This window comes from Nocardioides hankookensis (genome assembly GCF_042658885.1).
GTDB lineage: Bacteria > Actinomycetota > Actinomycetes > Propionibacteriales > Nocardioidaceae > Nocardioides > Nocardioides hankookensis.
The window spans coordinates 512,546-530,561 of sequence record NZ_JBHSRJ010000001.1 but is presented as its reverse complement, the minus strand read 5'-3'; the positions used below and the strand labels follow the sequence as shown (position 1 = coordinate 530,561).

The window sequence follows — 18,016 nt, the reverse complement described above, 5'->3', positions numbered from 1 at the left end:
TGTGGTTGCGCTATGAAGTCAGTGCACCGCAGATAGTGCGGCCCTCAGCCGCTCTGTGTCAATTGTTTCCAGCGAACTGTCAACTCGTTGAGAAGATGGTCGCAGCACCACGGCCACGCAGGTGCCGGTCGGGAGGTCGACCCAGCAGGCCGAGGTGGTGTCGTCACGCCCGTCGACCTCGTCCTCGGTCAGCGCGATCGCCCGGTCCAGCGAGAGGAGGCCCAGCTTGACCAGTGCCTCTCGCCGCACCCACGAGGAGACCGGGTCGCCGCCCGGCCCGAGCAGCTCCTCCGGGAGCACGTCGGCCACCGCGCTCACGTCGGCGAGCGGCTGCACGTCGACGGCCGCCGCCACGCCCTCACCGACGACGGCGGCGACCACGCCGGCGGCGTGTGACCAGCTCACCGACAGGTCCCCGAGAGACGGACGCCCGTGGTCGGTCCCGCCGCAGGTCGGGCACGACTGACGCAGGTCGGCAGCGACCCAGGTGCGTCCGGTGGCGTACGACGCGAGCGCGACGCCCAGCTGCCGGGCTGCCAGGAAGTCCTGCCGGTCGCGGGGCGGCAGCCGGTCGGCCCGCGGCCACGATCCCGGCGGCGTACCGAGCACGTCGAGCACCTCCTGCGAGGATGCGACAGACACGACCGCCATGGCGGTCAGTGAACCACCTACCGACGAAGGAGCAGGCCGTGGCGCAGATGGTCCGGGTGCACAACCTCTTCCTGTCCAGCGACGGGTACGGCGCGGGCGAGGGCCAGAGCCTGGAACGGCCCTTCGGCCACGCCAACCCCGTGGAGCTGGGCGCGTGGGCGTTCGGCGCCGCGAGCTGGCCGAACCGCACCGACGGCGCCGGCACCCGCGGGCTCGAGGACTACCTGGTCCGCGACTTCCACCGCAACGTCGGCGCCGAGATCATGGGCCGCAACAAGTTCAGCCCCTGTCGCGGGCCGTGGGAGGACCACCCCGAGTGGGAGGGCTGGTGGGGTGAGGACACCCCGTTCCACACCCCGGTCTTCGTGATGACCCACTACGAGCGGCCGGCGCTCACGCTGACCGACACGACGTTCCACTTCGTGAGCGGTACGCCGGAGCAGGTGCTCGAGCGCGCCCTGGAGGCCGCGGACGGCAAGGACGTCCGCCTCGGCGGCGGTCCCGAGACGATCCGGCAGTTCCTCGACGCCGGCCTCGTCGACACGCTGCACGCCGCCGTCTCCCCGATCGAGCTCGGCGGCGGGTCCCGCCTCTGGACGTCCCCCGAGGAGCTGGACGACCGCTACCACCACGACGTCGTGCCCCGCCCCGACGGCGTCGTGCACCACCTCTTCTGGCGACGCTGAGCCGAGGAACGGCCATGACATCTCCCAGCGACACCCGACTCCTCGTCGACGGCCGTGACGTCGCGCCGCTCGAGGTCGCCGCGACCCACCGCGCCCGCAGCCGCGGGCTGTTGGGCAGGGACGGCATCGACGGTGCCCTGCTGCTGCCCAAGGCCCGGCAGGTCCACACGTTCCGGATGCGGTTCCCGATCGACGTGGCCCACGTCGCCGGCGACGGCACCGTGCTGGCGGTGACGACCATGCCGCCCGGGCGCCTCGGCGCTTGGCGCCCGCGCAGCCGCGCCGTGGTCGAGGCCGAGGCCGGCGCGTTCGCCGGGTGGGGGTTGACGCCGGGTGTCCGCGTGGAGTGGCCCGGATGAACGGTTCGTGCCGGCCCCCACGCGCGAGTAAGCCGGCCGGATCCGGGTAGGTGTCGCGGGACTCGTCGCACGAACCTCTCGGGAGCTGGAATGTCGTTGCTGCGCACCAGACGTCGGAGCCTGCCGCTGCTCGCCGCCGCGGTGGTCGGGACGACGGCCGTGCTCCTGCCCCTCGCCGCGGGTCACGCCGACCCGACGTCCACCGCGAACCCGGGCGACGCCGGCCGGTTGATGCTGGTGCTCGACTCCTCGGGTTCGATGTCCGACCCCGCCTCGGGCGGCACCACCAAGATCGAGGCCGCCAAGAGCGCCCTGCACGAGGTCGTCGACGGCCTGCCCGCCGACGCGGAGGTCGGGATGCGGGTCTACGGCGCCAAGGTGTTCTCGCGGTCCGACGCCGGAGCCTGCACCGACTCGCAGCGGGTGGTCGACCTGGGCAGTGACAACCGCGCAGACCTCGACAGCGCGATCGACGCCTACACGCCGTACGGCGAGACCCCGATCGGCTACGCACTCCAGCAGGCCGACGCCGACCTCGGCGGCGAGGGCCCGCGCTCGATCGTGCTGGTGTCCGACGGAGAGCCGACCTGTCCTCCCGACCCGTGCCAGGTGGCTCGCCAGATCAACAAGGACGGGGGCAACGTGCGCATCGACGTCGTCGGCCTCGACGTCGACGGCAAGGCGGAGGCGGCCCTGCGGTGCATCGCCGACAAGGGCAACGGCACCTACTACGACGCCGACAGCGCCGACGACCTCAGCGCCGCGCTCGAGACGCTGGCCACGCGCGCGGTGCGGCCCTACCAGCCCTCCGGCGAGCCGGTGACCGGCAGCGCCGACCCGACCAGCGCGCCGACGCTCGCGCCCGGGTCGTACGTCGACCAGATCGGTGGGATCGAGACCACCACCGGGACCTTGCACTACAAGGTCGAGCGCAGCATCCCGGGCTCCTCGATCACGGTCGCCGCCACGATCCTCACGCCCTACTACGTCGGCCGCAAGCACCGTCAGGACGAGTGGGACCGGATCGACCTGGCCCTCAGCACCACCGACGGCGAGGCCTGCGACACCGCCGATCCGGCCGACGTCCGCAGCATGGACGCCACGGCCCTGACCGTGACGGTGGACGCCGGCGACTGCCCCGACGCCGACGAGCTGGTCGCGCGGGTGACCCGCACCGGCGGTGCCGACTTCACGACGCCGCTCGAGCTCGTCGTCGCCGAGGAACCACCGGTGCTCGACGCGACCACGCTGCCCGAGGGCGTCAGTGGCGCGGTCGCCTGGAAGGCCCCTCCGAAGGGGCCGGACGCCGGGAGCGTCACCGGCGGCAGCTCGTTCGCCGAGTCGACCCCGATCTCGCCCGGCACCTACCGCGGCACCATCGTGCCCGGGGAGGTGCAGTCCTTCGACGTCGAGGTCGGGTGGGGCCAGCAGCTCGCCGCGACGATGACCATCCCCGACCCCAGCGGGCCGCTCGCCGCCGAGCTGTCACAGCAGGGATCGCCCTTCGGGCTGGCCGTCTACAGCCCCTACCGCGCCGACGCGGTCGCCGTGTCCGACGGTGCGCCGCCGCACTCCTCGACGATCTACCCGACCGGCGGCGGTCAGGTCGGGGCGGTCACCGCCCCCGTCACCTACCGCAACCGCGAGGTCGTCGGCGACCCGCTCCGGGCCGCGGCGACGGCGGGCGGCTACACCATCGTGCTGTCCCTGGCCGACAGCCGCGCGCGTACGTCGTACGAGGTGCCCTTCGTGCTGCGGGTCGGCGTGACCGGGGACGTCGTGGCCGCGCCGGAGTACGACCTCGCCGCCGCCGAGCCGAGCGAGAGCCCGTCGTCGGAGTCCGCCTCCTCGAGCCCCACGGAGGAGCCGGCGACCGACGGACCGGCCGCAACCGCGGAGAGCGACGCCGAGGACAGCGACGTCCCGGTCGGCCTGCTGGTCATCGGCGGCGCGCTGCTGGTCGTGGTCGGTGTCGGTGGCTGGCTGGTCAACCGACGGATCCGCGGGAGCTGACCCTCACATCCCGGTGCGGCGCTTGCGGATCAGACGCACCACCAGGACCCCGAGCACCCCGAGCAGCACCACCAGGGCCGGGATCGTCCAGTCGATGCTGCCGCCGTCACTCTCCGACGCCGCGTCGGCGTCCGTCGACGGCAGCGCCGGCGGGACGAACTCGTCGTCGCCGCCCGTGGACGCGGACGGCGATCCGGTGTCGCTGGGCTCTGCCGTCGGCGTCTCGACCGCCGGGTCGGTGCCCTGCTCGTCGTCGGACGGCTCGGACCGCGCCTCGGGGTCCAGGGAGACGCTGAGCCTGATCGGGAAGTCCTTGCGCGGGAAGTAGTCCGCACAGTCCTCGATCGCCGTCTGCGCCAGCGAGACCGAGAAGCTCCACATCCCCGGGAAGTCGATCCCGGCGCCGGTGTCGGCGAGGACGCCGGTGGTCTCGGCACCGATCGCCGCGATCCCGGACCCGTCGAAGATCCCGATGCCGCCGTACGGCTGGTAGCTGCCGCCCTCGCCGTACGGGTTGTAGAGCCGCAGCTCCCAGGTCGCGCAGTCCCGACCGTAGTACGGCACGCGCAGGCCGTCAGGCCCCTGCACGGAGGCGAGCACCTGCGGCAGATCACCGCGCTTCGCCCGGAAGCGGTACCACTTCGTGCCACCCGGACGGAGGGTGTCGCGGTAGGCGCCGACCTCGACCTTGCGGGCGGCCTCCGCGCGGGGTCCGCCGGTGATCGGCCGTCCGCCGCCCAGCCGCGCGATGGTCTCCTCCGCGATCCGGCGCAGCGCCGCAGCCAGCGCCTGGGTGTTGTCGGCGGAGTAGTAGGTGCCGCCGGTCGCGCCGGAGATGCACCGCAGCGCGTTCACGGCTGCCGGCTTTCCACCCAGCGCGAGTCCGACGGTCTCCACCTGGATCGCGGCGTCCTGCTGCTCGATCTGCTTCGCGGCCTGGCACGGGACCGGGCCCGGCGGGGCGCAGGTGTCCTCGCCATCACTGATCAGCACCACCACGCGACGTCCGTCTCCGGCCGCGAAGTCGCTCACGCTCGCCAGGAGCGACCGCCCGATCGGAGTGTCACCGCGAGGGGTCAGCGACGAGAGTGCCGCCACCACCTGGTCCGCGGACGACGGACGCGGCGCCACGGCCAGCTGGGTGTCGGCGCACGCGGTCGCGGTGTCGGTGCCGTCGTACTGGGCGCCGTACACCCGCAGCCCGAGCGCGACCTCGGTCGGCAACGACCTGCTGACCTGGGTGATCGCCCCCTTGGCGCCCTGCAGCAGGGTGCTGGTGCCGCCCGGCGCGACGCGGGCCATCGAGCCGGACACGTCGAGGACGAACAGCACCTGCAGGTCGTCCTCGGGGTCGCCCGCTCCCGGGGCGGCGGCCGCCATCGGACCCGGTACGACGACGGCGACGGCGGCTGCTGCGGCGGCGACGAGCGCCGCGACGGCGCGCCTCACCGTCCGCGACTGCCCCACGCCCGCGGCGCTGTCTGAGGTGGCACCGGGGACGGTCGCTCCCACAGCCGGTCCGGGTCGGCACGCCACCACATGGTGCCGAGACCGACGGCGGTACCGATGACGAGCGCGCCCTCGAGGCTGATGGTCAGCACGCGATCGACCATACCGACGAGATGGGCTCCCCAAACCAACCCGGCCGCGACCAGGAGCAGCCCGAGGGCGGCGATCCCGGTCCGGCGTCGCGCTGCCTGGGGGTCGGTGAACCCCGAGTCGGACAGCGTCATGAGGATGGACGCGGCGAAGGCCGAGGCCGCGACCAGGCACTGGGCCCCGATCCACACCGCCTGGCCGCGGTGGCCGCCGTCACCGAGCTCGATCCGGGCCGGGATGCCGAAGGCGACGAACACCAGGTGGGTCAGCACGGCACCGACCGCCCACAGCGGCAACGCCACCAGCACCAGCCGCACCAGCAGCACGGGCACGGAGCGCGAGACGGGCGAGCGGTTCCGCCAGGCGCCGGGCACGTCAGTCCTCCACGTTCACGGTCAGGCTGTCCAGGATGGCGCTCACCCCGGACTCGTCGAACTCGTCGGCCGGGGCCTGGAACCGGACCGCGGACAACACGTCGCCCGGCATGTCGAGGAAGACCTGGACCGACTGCACCTGCACCGGCTCGCCCCCGTAGCTGCCGGAGTGCAGGTAGCGGACCTGGTACGCGTTGTCGACACCCTCGACGTCCACCTCGCCCTCGTCGAGGACCTCGAACTCGGGGCTGACGCCCTCCACCGTCTTCAGCGCGTCCGGGGCCGCGTCGTAGCCCGTGCTGGTGGCCCCGGGGACACCCATGCTCATGCTGACGAACGCCGGGAACGCGGTCGCGCCGTCGGTCGGCGCCTGCACCGCCCACTCGTAGGTGCGCCCCTGCGGGTCCAGCTGCTCGTCCGCGGACGGCGTCCAGTCGCTCGGGACCCGCACCGACACCCCGTGGCCGATGGCGACCTGCTCGTCCGTGCCGTCGGCGCCGATGCTGAACGGGGTGGACAGTCCACTGGGCTCGCCAGCGGACTCCTCACCGCAGCCGGCGAGACCCATGACCATCACCGTCGCGACCGCGAGGGCGGTCATCCGTCTCATCGGTCGCATACCGTGTTCTCCTGCCAGGTTCCTTGCTCCGGGTCGTAGTAGTAGGACCCGAGCAGGTTGCTGTTGATCGCCACATGGTGGACCTCACCTCCGATGTTGATCGCGAGGAAGGAGACCTTGCCACCGAACTTCGTCTCCTCCTTGTCCACGTTGTAGTGGTCGAGAGTGATCTGGGAGTGGTGGTCGAGCTGGTCCTCCAGCGCCGCCACCTGGTCCGGGGACAGGCCCTCGCCGGTGGTGACGAAGTTCTGGAGGCCCTCGCTGAGGGCCTGGATCGCCGAGGTGTCGACGGTCCCGTCGTCACGACGGAAGTCGGTGGAGAAGTTCACCTGGAACTGGGTGCCTCCCTCGGCACCCTCGAGGAAGGGCGGGAGGTCCAGCGACTTGACGGTGGTCCTCGAGTCGAGCGGCAGGTCCTTGACCAGCTTGGTGTTGGCCCCGATGTCGACCTTGCCGGTGACCGTCCCGACCACGCTACCGGCGACCTTGACCACCTGGCCGGTGGAGTCGAAGGTGACGTCTGCGGTCACCACCAGGGACGCGTCTCCACTCGACTGCAGCGCCAGCACCTGCTCGGGCAACGGGATCCCCAGGTCACCGGCAGCCTTGGCCGTGAGGGCGACCTTGACCTTGGTGTCACCGTTCTTGAACTGCTCGGCGCCGAGCGTGACCGCGCCGGAGCCGTTGGCGTCGAGCGGCCCGAGCTCGCCGGACGCCTTCACCTGGCCGCTGAGGTCGAAGTACGTCGACTCCGGGGTGGGCGCACCGTCGGGCAGCCCGCCGAACTCGCCCAGGTTGTCGCCGTACTTGTCGATGAAGGCCTGGGCCTGCTCGCGCGTGTCGAAGGTGAGCGAGTGGCCCCACGCCGCGTCGCCGCCGACGTTGATCTTGACGCCCCCACCGGCCTTCTTGGTGCTCCCGCCGGTGTCGACCTCGGCGGTGGCGCCGCCCTTGAGCGTGTAGTTGGCGCCGAGCTTGCCCTTGGTGCGGACCTCGTAGCTCTCCTTGACCGTGCCGTCCGGGTTGCGGGTGAGCACCCGGCGCAGCTCGTAGCCCCCGTCGGCCGCCACCGTCGCGAGCACGGTGACGCTGCCGCCGTACGTGTGGTCGTCGCGGTTGGTGACGCACTTGGTCGGGACGAACTTCGGCTGCGCCTTGGCCGATCCGCAGCCGCCGTCACCGCCGACCAGGGAGGCCAGCTGGCAGAAGGCGCGGTCGACGACCCCGCCCGAGCCGCCGAGGACCGGGGTGGCGAGCGCGAGCAGCACCCCGATGATCGCGACGACCACGACCGAGATGCCGATGAACTCCGCCGAGGTCGCGCCGGCCTGGTCGCGCCGGCGCGAGGTCGACGGTGCGACGATCCTCATGCGGTCAGCCCGGCCCGTCGCGCATCGCGGCGAGGGCGAACCGGCACAGCTCGCGGATCTCGTCGCGGACGGGGTCGACCAGGGTGAGCAGGGCCAGGATGATCGCGCAGAGCACCACGAAGCCGCCGATGAACTCCACGGTGCTCTGACCGGACTCGCCCCGGTCGTCGGCAGGCGTGGTCGGGACGGCGTTCTCGTCGGTCATCGGGATCTCCTGGTGGCTGATCAGTCGACGAACGTGCGTTCGGTCTTGTACTTGGCCGCGATCTCCGCGGCGCTCGGGCACTCGACGTACTCCGGGTTCGGGGTGGCGGGCGTCGGCGGCGTGCAGACGATGGCGGCACGCGCCGGGTCGGCACAGCTGCCGTCGCGCAGCTCGAGGCCGACGCTGACGCCGGCGTTGCAGAGGCCGCCGGTCGCCTCGAGCCGAGCCCGCGACGTCGAGCGCGCCTCGTCGGCGCCGTTGGGCAGGTCGTCACGCTGCTCGACGGTCACCTCGACGGTCCAGGTGACCGGTGACAGGTCGGGGATCCAGCGGTAGCCGCCCGGCGCCATGGTGGCGCCGTTGGCCCGCGCGAACTCCTCCGCCGTGACGTAGCCCGACGCCGGCTGGTAGACGTTGAGCGCCGCCAGCGTGCCCGCGATCGCCGGGGTCATCGCAGTCGACTGGAGGGCACGGAGTGCCTCGACGTGCCACTGCTTGACCGCGGCCAGCGCGGCGGCATCCGCCGCAGTGTCGGACCGGGCCGACTGCTCCTCACCGCGGGCGAGCGAGAAGAAGCCGATGGCGATCGCGAACGCAGCGAACGTGACGAAGAGGAGGCCAGGCATGGCCTGGCCGTCCTCGCCCCGCACCCTGCGCATCGCTTCGTCCTCTACCGATCTCTGCGGACCGTCACTCGATCTTGTCGGTGAGGGTGGTGAAGACCTTGTCGACGACGCTCTGGGCGCCGGTGAGCACGTTGGTCTTCAGGGCGAGGATGGTGCCGATGATCGCGACGATCACGACCATGATGCCGATGTACTCGGCAGTGGTCTGGCCGCGCTCGTCGCGCCGGGAGGCGGCGCTGGCGAGGAACGCGGTGAGCTGTGCGGCGAGGTAGTGCGGCATGATTCTGCGTCCTTTGCTGGTCGGTCGGCGCCCGAGACGCGCGCCGTGTTGTCGAGTACGACGCTAGGAGCCAGGGCGGGCCCGGTTGCAGGGCCCCAGGACCCGAACAGGGCCTGATTCCGGGGCCCGGCAGTTGGGCCTTCTTTGGGCCCAGGGACCCATGACCTCGAGGACCCGTCAGTGGCCAGTCAGCTGGACGTCTGCACCGACGCCTCCTCGGCGGTGCCGAGGAGGACGGCCAGAGCCTCGGCGCGGCTGGTCACCCCGAGCTTCGCGAAGACGCTGTTGATGTGGTTCTTCACGGTCTTCGGCTCGATGAACAGCTGGCGGGCGATGTCGCGGTTGGACCGACCCGTGACCAGCTCCCGGCAGACCTCGAGCTCGCGCGGGCTGAGCCGGTGCTCGAGGCACAGCTCGGTCCACCGCCGGTCGGGATCGGCGGTGGCCGACTCGTCCGGGTCCGCCGGCATCGGGATGGGCTCGTGCTCACGGAGACCGCCGGCCAGGACCGCAGCAGCGGCCGGGCTGAGTCGCATCTGTCCGTCGGCCGCGTCGCTCACCGCGCGCACCAGCTCGTCGGGGTCGAACGACCCGTGCAGCAGGTAGCCGGTGGCCCCGGCGGCCAGCGCTCGCGAGATGACGTCGGGCTCGTCGGAGTGGGTCAGCATCAGGATCCGGGTGATCGGCACCAGGTCGCCGATCACGCTCAGCCCGTCGGCGCCCGGCATCCGTACGTCGAGCAAGGTGACGTCCGGACGTCTCTCGAGGGCGAGGGCGAGGGCCTCCCGCCCGTCGGCGGCCTCGCCGCAGAGCTCCAGCCCCGGTGCGTTGTCGAGCAGCGCGACCAGACCCATCCGGACGATGGGGTTGTCGTCTGCGATGAGGACCCGCAGCGGCGCCGTCACGGCCTGCCTCCGAGCGGGATCCGGACCCGCACCGTCGTACCCCGTCCCGGCGCGGAGTCGACCGCGCAGGAGCCCCCGGTGCGCACGGCCCGCTCGTCCATCCCGACCAGGCCGAAGTGGCCGCGGCTGGCCGCCTCGCGGCGCCGGCCGGGTTGGATGCCGGGCCCGTCGTCGGCCACCGCGACGTCGAGCCAACCGTCGGCGACCTCGGCACTCACGGTGACCTTGGTGTCGGGCGGCGTGTGCTGCGCGACGTTCTCCAACGCCTCGTTGACCACGGCCCCCAGCTCGTACTGCGCGGCCGGGTCGGTGCGGCCGAGGTCGGCGTCGATCCGGTCCACCACCACCCGGTCGTACACGGCCTCCCACCGTTGCAGGGTGGCCCGCAGCATCTCGGCCAGGCAGCTGGTGCCGTCCGCACGTCGCATCGCCACCAGCAGCTCCCGGGACTCCCGGTTCGCGCGGCGCGCGGCGTCGGCGATCTGGCCCACCCGCTGCTCGGCGACGTCGGGGGCACTGCGGACGACCGGGGCGACCGCGTCGGCGAGCAGCGCGATGCCGTGCACCGACTTGGTCACCGAGTCGTGCAGCTCCCGGGCCAGCCGAGCCCGCTCCTCGGCGATCGCCGCACCCTCCCGCTGCTCGTGGAGTGCGTCCTCGAGGCGGGCGGCGGCGATCACGGCGTGCTGGAACGCGGCGCCGGCGAAGATCATCGCGACCAGCAGCACCGGCATCACGACCAGCAGCAGGAACTCCGTGGCCGGCGTGAGCCGCTCCGGGAGGTTCGCGTTCGCCGCGATGAACCAGCTCAGGACGTAGCCAGGGCTGAAGATCCAGGCTCCGCGGTAGCCCAGGCACAGCCCCGTGAACAGTCCGCCCGACACCAGCAGGAACGCGACCGGGCTCAGCAGACCGGTGCCGACCAGCAGGCCGGTGACGACGGTCAGGTCCAGCAGGTGCAGCGCGGGGTGCGCGACCTGCACCTCGGCGAACCGCTCCCACCGCAGCAGCAGCAGGAGGACCGCGAGCATCCAGACGATCAGCGCCACCAGCACCGCCGTCTGCTGGTGGGCGATCCACGACCACATCACCGCCAGCAGGCCGCCGACCAAGCGGACGTCGAGCAGCACCCGGACCAGCCTGGAGCTGGTCCGGCGCTGCGTCCAGTCGGTCGATCGCGAGGTCGGGGGCGCCGTCGCGGCCGCCTGAGGAGGCGGTGGGTCGTTGCGACGGAAGCGCAGCGGGATCGCGAGGTCGGCCATTCCTCAGCCCCCCAGGGTCGAGATCGCGATGGCGCCGATCATCATCGCGGCGATGGCCGGCATGATCACCAGGGTCAGCGCCAGGCTGATCTTGGGGTTGGCCTGCGCGGCCGCCTTCCGCGCCTTCTGCCCCGCGGCACGCCGGAGCTCGGTGGCGTAGGTGGTGAGGAACTGACCGACCGGAGCACCGAGCTCCTCCGCCTGCAGGTAGGCGGTCACGAACTCGATCATGGCGGGCGAGGCCGACCGCTCACGGAGCTGGGCGAACGCCTCCCGCCGGGGGGTCCCGAGCTCGATCTGACGCAACGCGATCAGCATCTCCTCGCCGACCGCCCCACCGACCATGACGGCGACCCTGGCGAGCGCGGTCCGGAAACCGAGGCCGGCGCTGATCGTGACCGCGAGCACGTCGAGAAAGTCGGGCAGCTCCTTGTCGATCAACGCGCCCCGGCGCTTCCCGCTCAGCCACAGCGTCAGGCGCGGGAAGAACCACCCGAGGAACGGCAGCGGCAGCGCGAACACCATGCCGTTGACCAGGCCGAGCACGGCGACGATCCCGCCGAGGAAGGCCCAGGTCGCCTGCCGGGAGATCACGTCCTCGTAGCTGACCTTGTCCTGTCCGGCCCGGTCCAGGGCCCGCTGGACCGAGCGACGCGACCGCGACGACGTGCCACGAACCGCGCGACCGCCGATCGTGCGGTCCAGGAACGCCAGCAGCTTGCCGACCAGGCTGGACCGCTTGCGACGGTCGTCGATCGTGTCGGCCATCAGGTCGCCGGCGACCCCGGGGTCGCCGGCCAGCCGCCAGCCGCGCACCGCGAGCAGCAGCAGGCTGGTGAAGATCAGCGCGAAGAGCAGGCTCATCGGCGGTTCCCCCGAACGCGCTTCGCTCTCATACCTCCACCGTCCCGAACTTCTTGACCAGCAGCAGCCCGAGGCCGAAGACCGTGCCGCACACGGCGAAGAGCACGATGCCGATGGGGTCCTCCAGCACGGTGCGCAGCCCGCCCTCGGAGAACGTGTTGACCAGCAGCAGCATCAGGGCGCCCAGACCGGCGACCGCGACCACGGTCGCCTTGGTCCCGGCGAGCAGGGTGTTGACCTCGCGGCGTACCTCGCGCCGGGTCTCGAGTGCCTCGGTGATCCCGCGCAGGGCGGTGACCACCCGGCCACCGGCCCGGACCTGGATCGCGAGCACGTTGACCAGCACCTGCACCTCGCGCGACGGCATCCGGTCCGCCAGCCGGTCGAGCACCTCGTCCAGGTCGGCGCCGACGACGAGCTCCCGGTTGACCTGCTCCAGCTCGGACTTGACCGGCTCGACCGACTCCTGCGCGGCGACGCCGAGCGCAGCCCGGAGCGCGAGCCCGGCCTGGGTGGCGTTGGCCAGGAGCCGAGCGAGCTCGGGCAGCTGGTCGACGAACTTCTGGCGCCGCTTGTCGATCCGGTAGCGCAGGAACGAGCGGAAGCCCAGCACGACGCCGACCAGGGCGAGGACCCCGAGCACCGGACCGCCGAGGCTCTCGGCGATCAGCCAGGCCAGGACCATCACGACCACCAGGGCCAGCACCACCGTCCCGACCGTCCAGCTCACGTCGGCGCGGTCGAGGGTGCGACGGAGCCGGCGACCCGTCGCCGTGCGCAGCGTCTGTCGCTCGGTCCAGGAGGCCAGGCGTCCCAGCGCGGTCGCCTGCTCGTCGAGGTCGTTGGCGTAGATCACCCGCCGCCGGTCGCTCTCGGCGGCGAACAGGGCGACCCCGAGCACGAAGGTCGCACCCGTCGCCAGGCACAGCAGCACGATCGTCGTGATCGTCATATCGACGTCCCCAGCACGCGGGGGTCGTACGCCGGCGGGACAGCGGCGCCGGAGGCACGACAGCGCTGCAACAGGTTGTCGGGGAGGGGCTGCCGGACCACCCGTCCGGTGACTGCGCTGTGGCCGTCCCAGTCGTCGGCCTCGAACCGCATCATCGAGTGCCGCTGGTAGTCCTCGCGGTGCTGCGAGGTGAGCGCGGCGATCTCCACGATCCGGCGCCGCCCGTCCGGGAGCCGGGTCAGCTGCACGACCACGTCGATCGCGGTGTTGACCTGGTCGCGCAGGGTGGCGTGCGGCAGCTCGATCTCACCCATGGTGCAGAGCGTCTCCATGCGCAGCAGGGAGTCCAGGACGCCGTTCGCGTGGATCGTGGCCAGCGAGCCCTCGTGGCCGGTGTTCATCGCCTGCAGCATGTCGAGCGCCTCACCGCCACGGGTCTCACCGACGATGATCCGGTCCGGCCGCATGCGCAACGAGTTGCGGACCAGGTCGCGGATGGTCACCTGACCCTCGCCCTCGACGTTGGCCGGGCGGGCCTCGAGCCGGATGACGTGCAGCTGCTGCAGGGCGAGCTCGGCGGCGTCCTCGATCGTGACGATCCGCTCCCGCTCCGGGATGTACGACGACAACGCGTTCAGCATGGTCGTCTTGCCGGAGCCGGTGCCGCCGGAGATCAGGATGTTGGCCCGCGCCAGGACCAGGGCACCCAGCAGGTCGGCCGTCTCCTGGTCGAACGTGTCGAGCTCGATGAGCTGGTCGATGGAGTACGGCGTGGGGAACCGGCGGATCGTGATCGTCGGACCGTCGACGGCCAGCGGCGGCACGATGACGTTGACCCGCTCACCGGTCGAGAGGCGGGCGTCGACCATCGGGCTGGACTCGTCCACGCGGCGGTTGACGCTGGCCACGATCCGGTCGATCGCCTGGTAGACCTGCGCCTCGGAGCTGAACCGGATCGGCAGCAGCTGATGCGACCGGCGCGCTCGACGAAGATGTGCTCGGCTCCGTTGACCATGATCTCGGTGACCGTGTTGTCCTCGAGCAGCGGTTCGAGGATGCCGAGCCCCAACGCCTCGTCGACCGTACGGCGCACCATGCGGCTGCGTTCGCGGTTGGAGAGCAGCGGTCCCTCACGAGTCAGCAGCGCGCCGACCACGCGTTCGAGGCGGGCCCGCTTCGCCTCGTCGGTCAGCGCAGAGAGCTCGCTGAGGTTGACCTCGGCCAGCAGCAGCCGCCGCAGGTGGGCGGCCATGTCGTCGTCGATGGCGCGGCTGAAGCCGGCGCCGGTGTCGATGTCGTGGTGGCCGGCCCTGACCCGATCGCGCAGTGACATGTGGCTCCTCGTCCTCGGTGGTGGTCAGAAGCCGAAGCCGCCGGAGCCCGGGTCCTGCGGCATCACGGCGCTGCGCTCGATGGTCAGGTCGAGACCGGGAACCCCGATCCCGAGGAACGGCACGGTCGCCTCGGCCGTGGCCGAGACCGAGTCACCCGCGCCCGACGTACCCGGCTCGTCGGCACTGTCGTCGTCGGCCCTCACCTGGACCTGGAACCGCGGGTTCGCCTGCGCCCGTCCCTGGCTCTCGGCCAACGAGGCGGGCGTGCCCTTGCTCATCTCGCGGGTCGCGAGGCGGGCCGCGGACTCGGCCTCGACGCCTGCCTGGGCGAGCAGGTAGAGCTGGAACATCACCCCGACGACGATGGCGATGATCGGGATCATGCCGAGGGTCTCGATCGCGGTGATCGACCCGCGTTCGTCGCGCCTGCGCTTCATGTCCGCTCCTTGCTCCGAGGTCGTCCTAGTCGGTGTAGCTGCCGCTCTGCGTGATCGACAGGTTGCCGAGCGGCACGATCTGCGGCACGTGCACCTCGGCCGTGAACGTGCCGTCGCCGTGGTCCCTCACCTGTACGTCGATGAAGCCCGGGACCCGCGACTCCGCTGCTTCCTGGGCACGCATCTGCCGGGACATGAGCCCGTCGCGGCTCCCGGTGATCGCGGCCGCGTCGGCGGCGCGACGGCTCGAGACCGTCGCGATGGCGTAGAGCATCATCTGCAGCAGCAGGAGGAAGAGCGCGGCCGACACCGCGATCCCGAAGATCATCTCGACCGTGGTCTGGCCGGACTCCCCCCTCCTGCGCTTCTTGCGCCCGCGCCGTGACTTCATCTCCGCGATCGCCTGGTCCGCCTCGCTCGCCAGGACCGGATCGGTCGAGGCCTGCGGGCGCAGCCGGGTGCCGAGCTGGAGCTCGCGGCCAAGGGCGATGATCGCCCGACGGAACGGCGAGTCACCCAGGTCGAGCGCCGACGCGCCGTTGGCGACCTCCTCCAGGTGCTTCCAGTCCTCGGGCACGGCGACCTTGAACGCCTCGGTCCCGGTGATCCGGCGGCCGAGGTCCGGCTGCACCTCGGACCGGGGGCTCGCCCGGTTGAACAGCACCTTCACGTCGCCGGCCTTGGCGACCTCGAGGCGGGACATCATGCCGAGCGTCTCCCGCGCTCCGCGCAGCGCCGGGACGTCGGGGGTCGCGACCAGGATCAGGTCGTCGGCGAAGTCCATCGCCACCGCTCCGGGCTCGGTCAGGACGCTGCCGGCGTCGACGATGACCACGTCGAACTGGTCTCTGATCGCGCCGAGGATGAAGCGGGTCGCGTCGCCGGTCACCTCGTCGGCGCGCTCGGGCTCGTGGGGCGCGAGCAGCATCTTCAGCCCGGAGTAGTGCCCGAAGAGCGCCTCGTCGACGTGCCGCCCGGTGACGTTCTCGGCGACCGGCACGAGGTCGAGGATCGTACGCCGCCCGTGGACGTCGAGCAGGTGCCGCAGTCCCCGCTGCTGCAGGTCGAGGTCGACCAGGCACACCCGCCGGCCCTTGCCACTGCGCACCGCGGTCAGCGCCAGGTGCAGGGCGATCGTCGACGTGCCGACGCCTCCCTTGGCGCCGGTGACGACCACCACCCGACCGGCGGCGTCGGCACCGCTGCTGGCGAAGGCCATGCTGCGCACGCGCCGTTGCCAGTCGGCGATCTGCGCCAGCCGTCCGTGGAGGTCCTCCACCGAAGGGTTGGTGGGAAGGAGCCCGCGGGCGCCGGCCTCCATCGCGGCGGAGGAGAACTCGACCGACGGGTGGTCGGCGAGGATGACGACGCCGAGGTCGGGGCGGATCTTGGTGAGCTCGCGGGTCATCGACAGCACCACCTCCTCGCCGAAGTCCACGTCGACGAGCAACAGGTCGATCTCCTGGTCGGCGTCGTCGACCACGAGAGCGACGTCGCTGCGCGCCTCGACGGCGCCGAGGATCACCAGCTCGCCGATCTCGCCGAGGGCGACGACCACCCGGTTGCGCCGTTCCTCGTTCTCGACGGCGACCAGCACGCGTCCGTTCATCTCTCTTCCCCCGGGATCTGGAAGGTCTCCTCGTAGGAGCGCTTGTCGGGCGCGACCAGCGAGTCGTCGGTCGGGGTGCGCAGGGCGAGCCGGACCTCGATCGCGAACGACTCCGCGAAGGTGAGCGCCTTGATCTCGTCGGTGGTGGCGACGAACGTCACGGGCACGGCCTGGGACGGCTCGACGACACCGGCCGAGGTCTGGCGGGTGCGCTCGGTCTCGAGGCCGACGTCGAGCACCCGCATCCCCTGAGCGACGACCTTGGTCCGCGGGCCGACCGCGGTGGTGTCGGCGTCGAACGTCGCCCACACGTCGACCTGGGCGCCGGGGGTGAGCTTCCCGGCGACGCCGGACTCGGCGTCGACGAGGATCGTCACCGCGCGGGTGCCGGGCTCGACCTCGGGCGCCGCGATGACGGTGCTGGACTGGAGCAGGGTGCCGCTCGGCGTGTCAGCCGCGGCGACCATCCCCACCAGGTCGTCGAGCGAGCGGACCGCCGTGTCCGGCAGCCAGCGCGCCGGCACGTCGACCTCCTCGACCGAGTCCAGCGGGATCGCCTGGTACTGGGGCACGTCGGACGTGAGCCGCCAGGCCTGGACCTTGTCCCCGACCTCGGACTCGATGTTGTTGACGTAGCTCAGCACCGCGAAGAACACCGCGATCGCACCGACGACCGCGATCACGATCATCATCACGCCGCGGCGCTGACGGGGATTCATGCGAAGGCCTCCTGGGCGGAGCAGAAGCGGCAGTGGGAGGACACGGACTCGCCGCACTCCGGGCATCGCCGCCACGGGCCGGTCTGGATCCGGGAAGCGAGGTCGTGCAGATCGGTGGGCAGCACGCACCGTTCGTAGTAGTTGCGGGTGCCCCACCAACCGTTGGTGACGGGGGCCGATCCGTCCACGTCGATGGTCGGGAGCTGGTCGCCCGACGCCGGCTGTCCGCGACCCACGAGCTTGCCCGCCAGCGCGAGGTTGCCGGCGCGGACGACCACGGCGTCCGGTCCGGCCTCCGCGTCGTCGATCTCCTGCTCCGAGCGGGGCACCCCGATCTCGATCCGGTCCGCGAACCGGATCCGGACCACGGCCCCGGGGATCATCGGCACCAGGTGGTGCCGCAGACGGATGCCGGGCAGGTCCAGCCCGGAGACCCGGCGGCTGACCGCCTCGATCCGGGCGTGGGCGAGGACCATCGGCATCCCGCTGAGCACGGCACCCGGCGCGACCCCGAGGTCGGCGAGCCCGGCCAGCACGGTGGCCGTGCTCGCCAGGCCGGTCAGCGGACGGCGTACGCCCACCGGCAGCAGGCGGAAGTCGCCGTAGACGCTGCGCAGCAGGCGGAGCCGGTGCTCACTGGCACCGGTGCCGTCGTGCAGCAGCAGGCGCGCCCCGTCCGACTCGTCGGCGAGGAGGTGGTCGAGCGCCGCGTCCAGGAACCCGGGCTCACTGGGGTGCGGCAGCTGCACGACCGCGGCCGACGGCAGCGACGGCACGGCGGCCCCAGGAAATCCGCAGGCGATGACCCGAAACACGCGCACAGACTCCTTTCATGAGTCCCGAGAAAACGCATGAAGCAAGAAGCAAGAGGAGAAACGACCGAGCGCCGCGAAGGTCACCGGACATCCAGCACATGCCCGTGGCCGATCGGACACAAACCAGACCTTTAGTCAAACATCCGGGAAACACCGGCGCGTCGGTCCGCGGTCGGATCGACCGAGGGCACCGACCTCATGGAGCGGGTGCGGGCCTGTGCAGGCAGGCGATCAGGCTCGGCTCTCCTGACACGCAATTGACAGGCATCGCCGTTCGATCCCGGTCAGGTCGTGACCGGGTCGGGCGGTTCGGACGCCTCGACCTGCACCGGCTACG

General features: G+C 71.8%; 21 protein-coding genes. 4 read left to right on the top strand and 17 right to left on the bottom strand.

The window, feature by feature from the left end:
• Positions 1-18: 18 nt before the first annotated feature.
• Positions 19-651, bottom strand: a complete 633-nt coding sequence (locus ACFPYL_RS02455; protein ID WP_379149974.1) for a hypothetical protein — start codon at positions 649-651, stop codon at positions 19-21.
• Between the two features lie 47 nt (positions 652-698).
• On the opposite strand from ACFPYL_RS02455, the gene ACFPYL_RS02450 reads away from it, so the two are divergent.
• The 3 genes from ACFPYL_RS02450 (at position 699) to ACFPYL_RS02440 (ending at position 3,709) form a co-directional block, all read left to right on the top strand.
• Positions 699-1,337, top strand: coding sequence for a dihydrofolate reductase family protein (locus ACFPYL_RS02450; protein ID WP_379150156.1), 639 nt, complete (start codon positions 699-701; stop codon positions 1,335-1,337).
• 14 nt (positions 1,338-1,351) lie between these two features.
• Positions 1,352-1,696, top strand: coding sequence for a DUF192 domain-containing protein (locus ACFPYL_RS02445; RefSeq protein WP_379149972.1), 345 nt, complete (start codon positions 1,352-1,354; stop codon positions 1,694-1,696).
• Positions 1,697-1,786: 90 nt separating this feature from the next.
• Positions 1,787-3,709 (top strand): vWA domain-containing protein, encoded by a 1,923-nt coding sequence (locus tag ACFPYL_RS02440; protein WP_379149970.1) that lies wholly within the window; start codon positions 1,787-1,789, stop codon positions 3,707-3,709.
• A gap of 3 nt (positions 3,710-3,712) precedes the next feature.
• On the opposite strand, the gene ACFPYL_RS02435 is transcribed toward ACFPYL_RS02440, so the two are convergent.
• From ACFPYL_RS02435 to ACFPYL_RS02380, 12 genes are all read right to left on the bottom strand, one after another.
• The gene (locus ACFPYL_RS02435; protein ID WP_379149968.1) at positions 3,713-5,158 is read right to left on the bottom strand and encodes a vWA domain-containing protein; all 1,446 of its coding nucleotides are present in this window, start codon (positions 5,156-5,158) and stop codon (positions 3,713-3,715) included.
• Complete coding sequence (locus ACFPYL_RS02430) at positions 5,155-5,682, bottom strand: hypothetical protein (protein ID WP_379149967.1); 528 nt, start codon at positions 5,680-5,682, stop codon at positions 5,155-5,157. The genes ACFPYL_RS02435 and ACFPYL_RS02430 overlap by 4 nt, the downstream gene beginning before the upstream one ends.
• A gap of 1 nt (position 5,683) precedes the next feature.
• Entirely contained in the window at positions 5,684-6,283 is a 600-nt protein-coding gene (locus ACFPYL_RS02425) for a hypothetical protein (RefSeq protein ID WP_379149965.1), read from the bottom strand.
• 5 nt (positions 6,284-6,288) lie between these two features.
• Entirely contained in the window at positions 6,289-7,671 is a 1,383-nt protein-coding gene (locus ACFPYL_RS02420; RefSeq protein WP_379149963.1) for a hypothetical protein, read from the bottom strand.
• A gap of 4 nt (positions 7,672-7,675) precedes the next feature.
• Positions 7,676-7,876 (bottom strand): hypothetical protein, encoded by a 201-nt coding sequence (locus ACFPYL_RS02415; RefSeq protein WP_379149961.1) that lies wholly within the window; start codon positions 7,874-7,876, stop codon positions 7,676-7,678.
• A 20-nt stretch (positions 7,877-7,896) separates the two neighbouring features.
• Positions 7,897-8,535 carry a hypothetical protein gene (locus ACFPYL_RS02410; protein WP_379149959.1) on the bottom strand — a complete coding sequence of 213 codons (639 nt, stop codon included), beginning with the start codon at positions 8,533-8,535 and terminating at the stop codon, positions 7,897-7,899.
• Positions 8,536-8,566: 31 nt separating this feature from the next.
• Complete coding sequence (locus ACFPYL_RS02405) at positions 8,567-8,782, bottom strand: hypothetical protein (protein ID WP_379149957.1); 216 nt, start codon at positions 8,780-8,782, stop codon at positions 8,567-8,569.
• Between the two features lie 188 nt (positions 8,783-8,970).
• Positions 8,971-9,687: a response regulator gene (locus tag ACFPYL_RS02400; RefSeq protein WP_379149955.1), complete on the bottom strand. Its 717-nt coding sequence runs from the start codon at positions 9,685-9,687 to the stop codon at positions 8,971-8,973.
• Positions 9,684-10,949: a sensor histidine kinase gene (locus tag ACFPYL_RS02395; RefSeq protein WP_379149953.1), complete on the bottom strand. Its 1,266-nt coding sequence runs from the start codon at positions 10,947-10,949 to the stop codon at positions 9,684-9,686. Before ACFPYL_RS02395 ends, ACFPYL_RS02400 begins: the two co-directional genes overlap by 4 nt.
• A gap of 3 nt (positions 10,950-10,952) precedes the next feature.
• Complete coding sequence (locus tag ACFPYL_RS02390; RefSeq protein ID WP_379149951.1) at positions 10,953-11,813, bottom strand: type II secretion system F family protein; 861 nt, start codon at positions 11,811-11,813, stop codon at positions 10,953-10,955.
• Positions 11,814-11,841: 28 nt separating this feature from the next.
• Positions 11,842-12,765, bottom strand: coding sequence for a type II secretion system F family protein (locus tag ACFPYL_RS02385; RefSeq protein ID WP_379149949.1), 924 nt, complete (start codon positions 12,763-12,765; stop codon positions 11,842-11,844).
• Positions 12,762-13,721, bottom strand: coding sequence for a CpaF family protein (locus ACFPYL_RS02380; RefSeq protein ID WP_449289701.1), 960 nt, complete (start codon positions 13,719-13,721; stop codon positions 12,762-12,764). Before ACFPYL_RS02380 ends, ACFPYL_RS02385 begins: the two co-directional genes overlap by 4 nt.
• Positions 13,722-13,759: 38 nt before the next feature.
• Between ACFPYL_RS02380 and ACFPYL_RS02375 the strand changes: the two genes are divergently transcribed.
• Positions 13,760-14,095, top strand: coding sequence for a hypothetical protein (locus tag ACFPYL_RS02375; RefSeq protein WP_379149948.1), 336 nt, complete (start codon positions 13,760-13,762; stop codon positions 14,093-14,095).
• A gap of 27 nt (positions 14,096-14,122) precedes the next feature.
• On the opposite strand, the gene ACFPYL_RS02370 is transcribed toward ACFPYL_RS02375, so the two are convergent.
• The 4 genes from ACFPYL_RS02370 to ACFPYL_RS02355 are packed head-to-tail and all read right to left on the bottom strand — an operon-like array spanning position 14,123 to position 17,679.
• Positions 14,123-14,536 carry a TadE/TadG family type IV pilus assembly protein gene (locus tag ACFPYL_RS02370; protein WP_379149946.1) on the bottom strand — a complete coding sequence of 138 codons (414 nt, stop codon included), beginning with the start codon at positions 14,534-14,536 and terminating at the stop codon, positions 14,123-14,125.
• A gap of 25 nt (positions 14,537-14,561) precedes the next feature.
• Positions 14,562-16,145, bottom strand: a complete 1,584-nt coding sequence (locus tag ACFPYL_RS02365) for an AAA family ATPase (RefSeq protein ID WP_379149944.1) — start codon at positions 16,143-16,145, stop codon at positions 14,562-14,564.
• Positions 16,142-16,864, bottom strand: coding sequence for a Flp pilus assembly protein CpaB (cpaB, locus tag ACFPYL_RS02360; protein ID WP_379149942.1), 723 nt, complete (start codon positions 16,862-16,864; stop codon positions 16,142-16,144). Before cpaB ends, ACFPYL_RS02365 begins: the two co-directional genes overlap by 4 nt.
• Complete coding sequence (locus ACFPYL_RS02355) at positions 16,861-17,679, bottom strand: hypothetical protein (protein ID WP_379149940.1); 819 nt, start codon at positions 17,677-17,679, stop codon at positions 16,861-16,863. The genes cpaB and ACFPYL_RS02355 overlap by 4 nt, the downstream gene beginning before the upstream one ends.
• Positions 17,680-18,016 lie beyond the last annotated feature (337 nt).

What these genes read in the sequence shown, in the direction of transcription:
- ACFPYL_RS02455 (WP_379149974.1), bottom strand. Translation starts at nt 651, where the DNA reads ATGGCGGTCGTGTCTGTCGCATCCTCGCAGGAGGTGCTCGACGTGCTC.
- ACFPYL_RS02450 (WP_379150156.1), top strand. Translation starts at nt 699, where the DNA reads ATGGTCCGGGTGCACAACCTCTTCCTGTCCAGCGACGGGTACGGCGCG.
- ACFPYL_RS02445 (WP_379149972.1), top strand. Translation starts at nt 1,352, where the DNA reads ATGACATCTCCCAGCGACACCCGACTCCTCGTCGACGGCCGTGACGTC.
- ACFPYL_RS02440 (WP_379149970.1), top strand. Translation starts at nt 1,787, where the DNA reads ATGTCGTTGCTGCGCACCAGACGTCGGAGCCTGCCGCTGCTCGCCGCC.
- ACFPYL_RS02425 (WP_379149965.1), bottom strand. Translation starts at nt 6,283, where the DNA reads ATGACCGCCCTCGCGGTCGCGACGGTGATGGTCATGGGTCTCGCCGGC.
- ACFPYL_RS02420 (WP_379149963.1), bottom strand. Translation starts at nt 7,671, where the DNA reads ATGAGGATCGTCGCACCGTCGACCTCGCGCCGGCGCGACCAGGCCGGC.
- ACFPYL_RS02415 (WP_379149961.1), bottom strand. Translation starts at nt 7,876, where the DNA reads ATGACCGACGAGAACGCCGTCCCGACCACGCCTGCCGACGACCGGGGC.
- ACFPYL_RS02410 (WP_379149959.1), bottom strand. Translation starts at nt 8,535, where the DNA reads ATGCGCAGGGTGCGGGGCGAGGACGGCCAGGCCATGCCTGGCCTCCTC.
- ACFPYL_RS02405 (WP_379149957.1), bottom strand. Translation starts at nt 8,782, where the DNA reads ATGCCGCACTACCTCGCCGCACAGCTCACCGCGTTCCTCGCCAGCGCC.
- ACFPYL_RS02395 (WP_379149953.1), bottom strand. Translation starts at nt 10,949, where the DNA reads ATGGCCGACCTCGCGATCCCGCTGCGCTTCCGTCGCAACGACCCACCG.
- ACFPYL_RS02390 (WP_379149951.1), bottom strand. Translation starts at nt 11,813, where the DNA reads ATGAGCCTGCTCTTCGCGCTGATCTTCACCAGCCTGCTGCTGCTCGCG.
- ACFPYL_RS02385 (WP_379149949.1), bottom strand. Translation starts at nt 12,765, where the DNA reads ATGACGATCACGACGATCGTGCTGCTGTGCCTGGCGACGGGTGCGACC.
- ACFPYL_RS02370 (WP_379149946.1), bottom strand. Translation starts at nt 14,536, where the DNA reads ATGAAGCGCAGGCGCGACGAACGCGGGTCGATCACCGCGATCGAGACC.
- ACFPYL_RS02365 (WP_379149944.1), bottom strand. Translation starts at nt 16,145, where the DNA reads ATGAACGGACGCGTGCTGGTCGCCGTCGAGAACGAGGAACGGCGCAAC.
- cpaB (WP_379149942.1), bottom strand. Translation starts at nt 16,864, where the DNA reads ATGAATCCCCGTCAGCGCCGCGGCGTGATGATGATCGTGATCGCGGTC.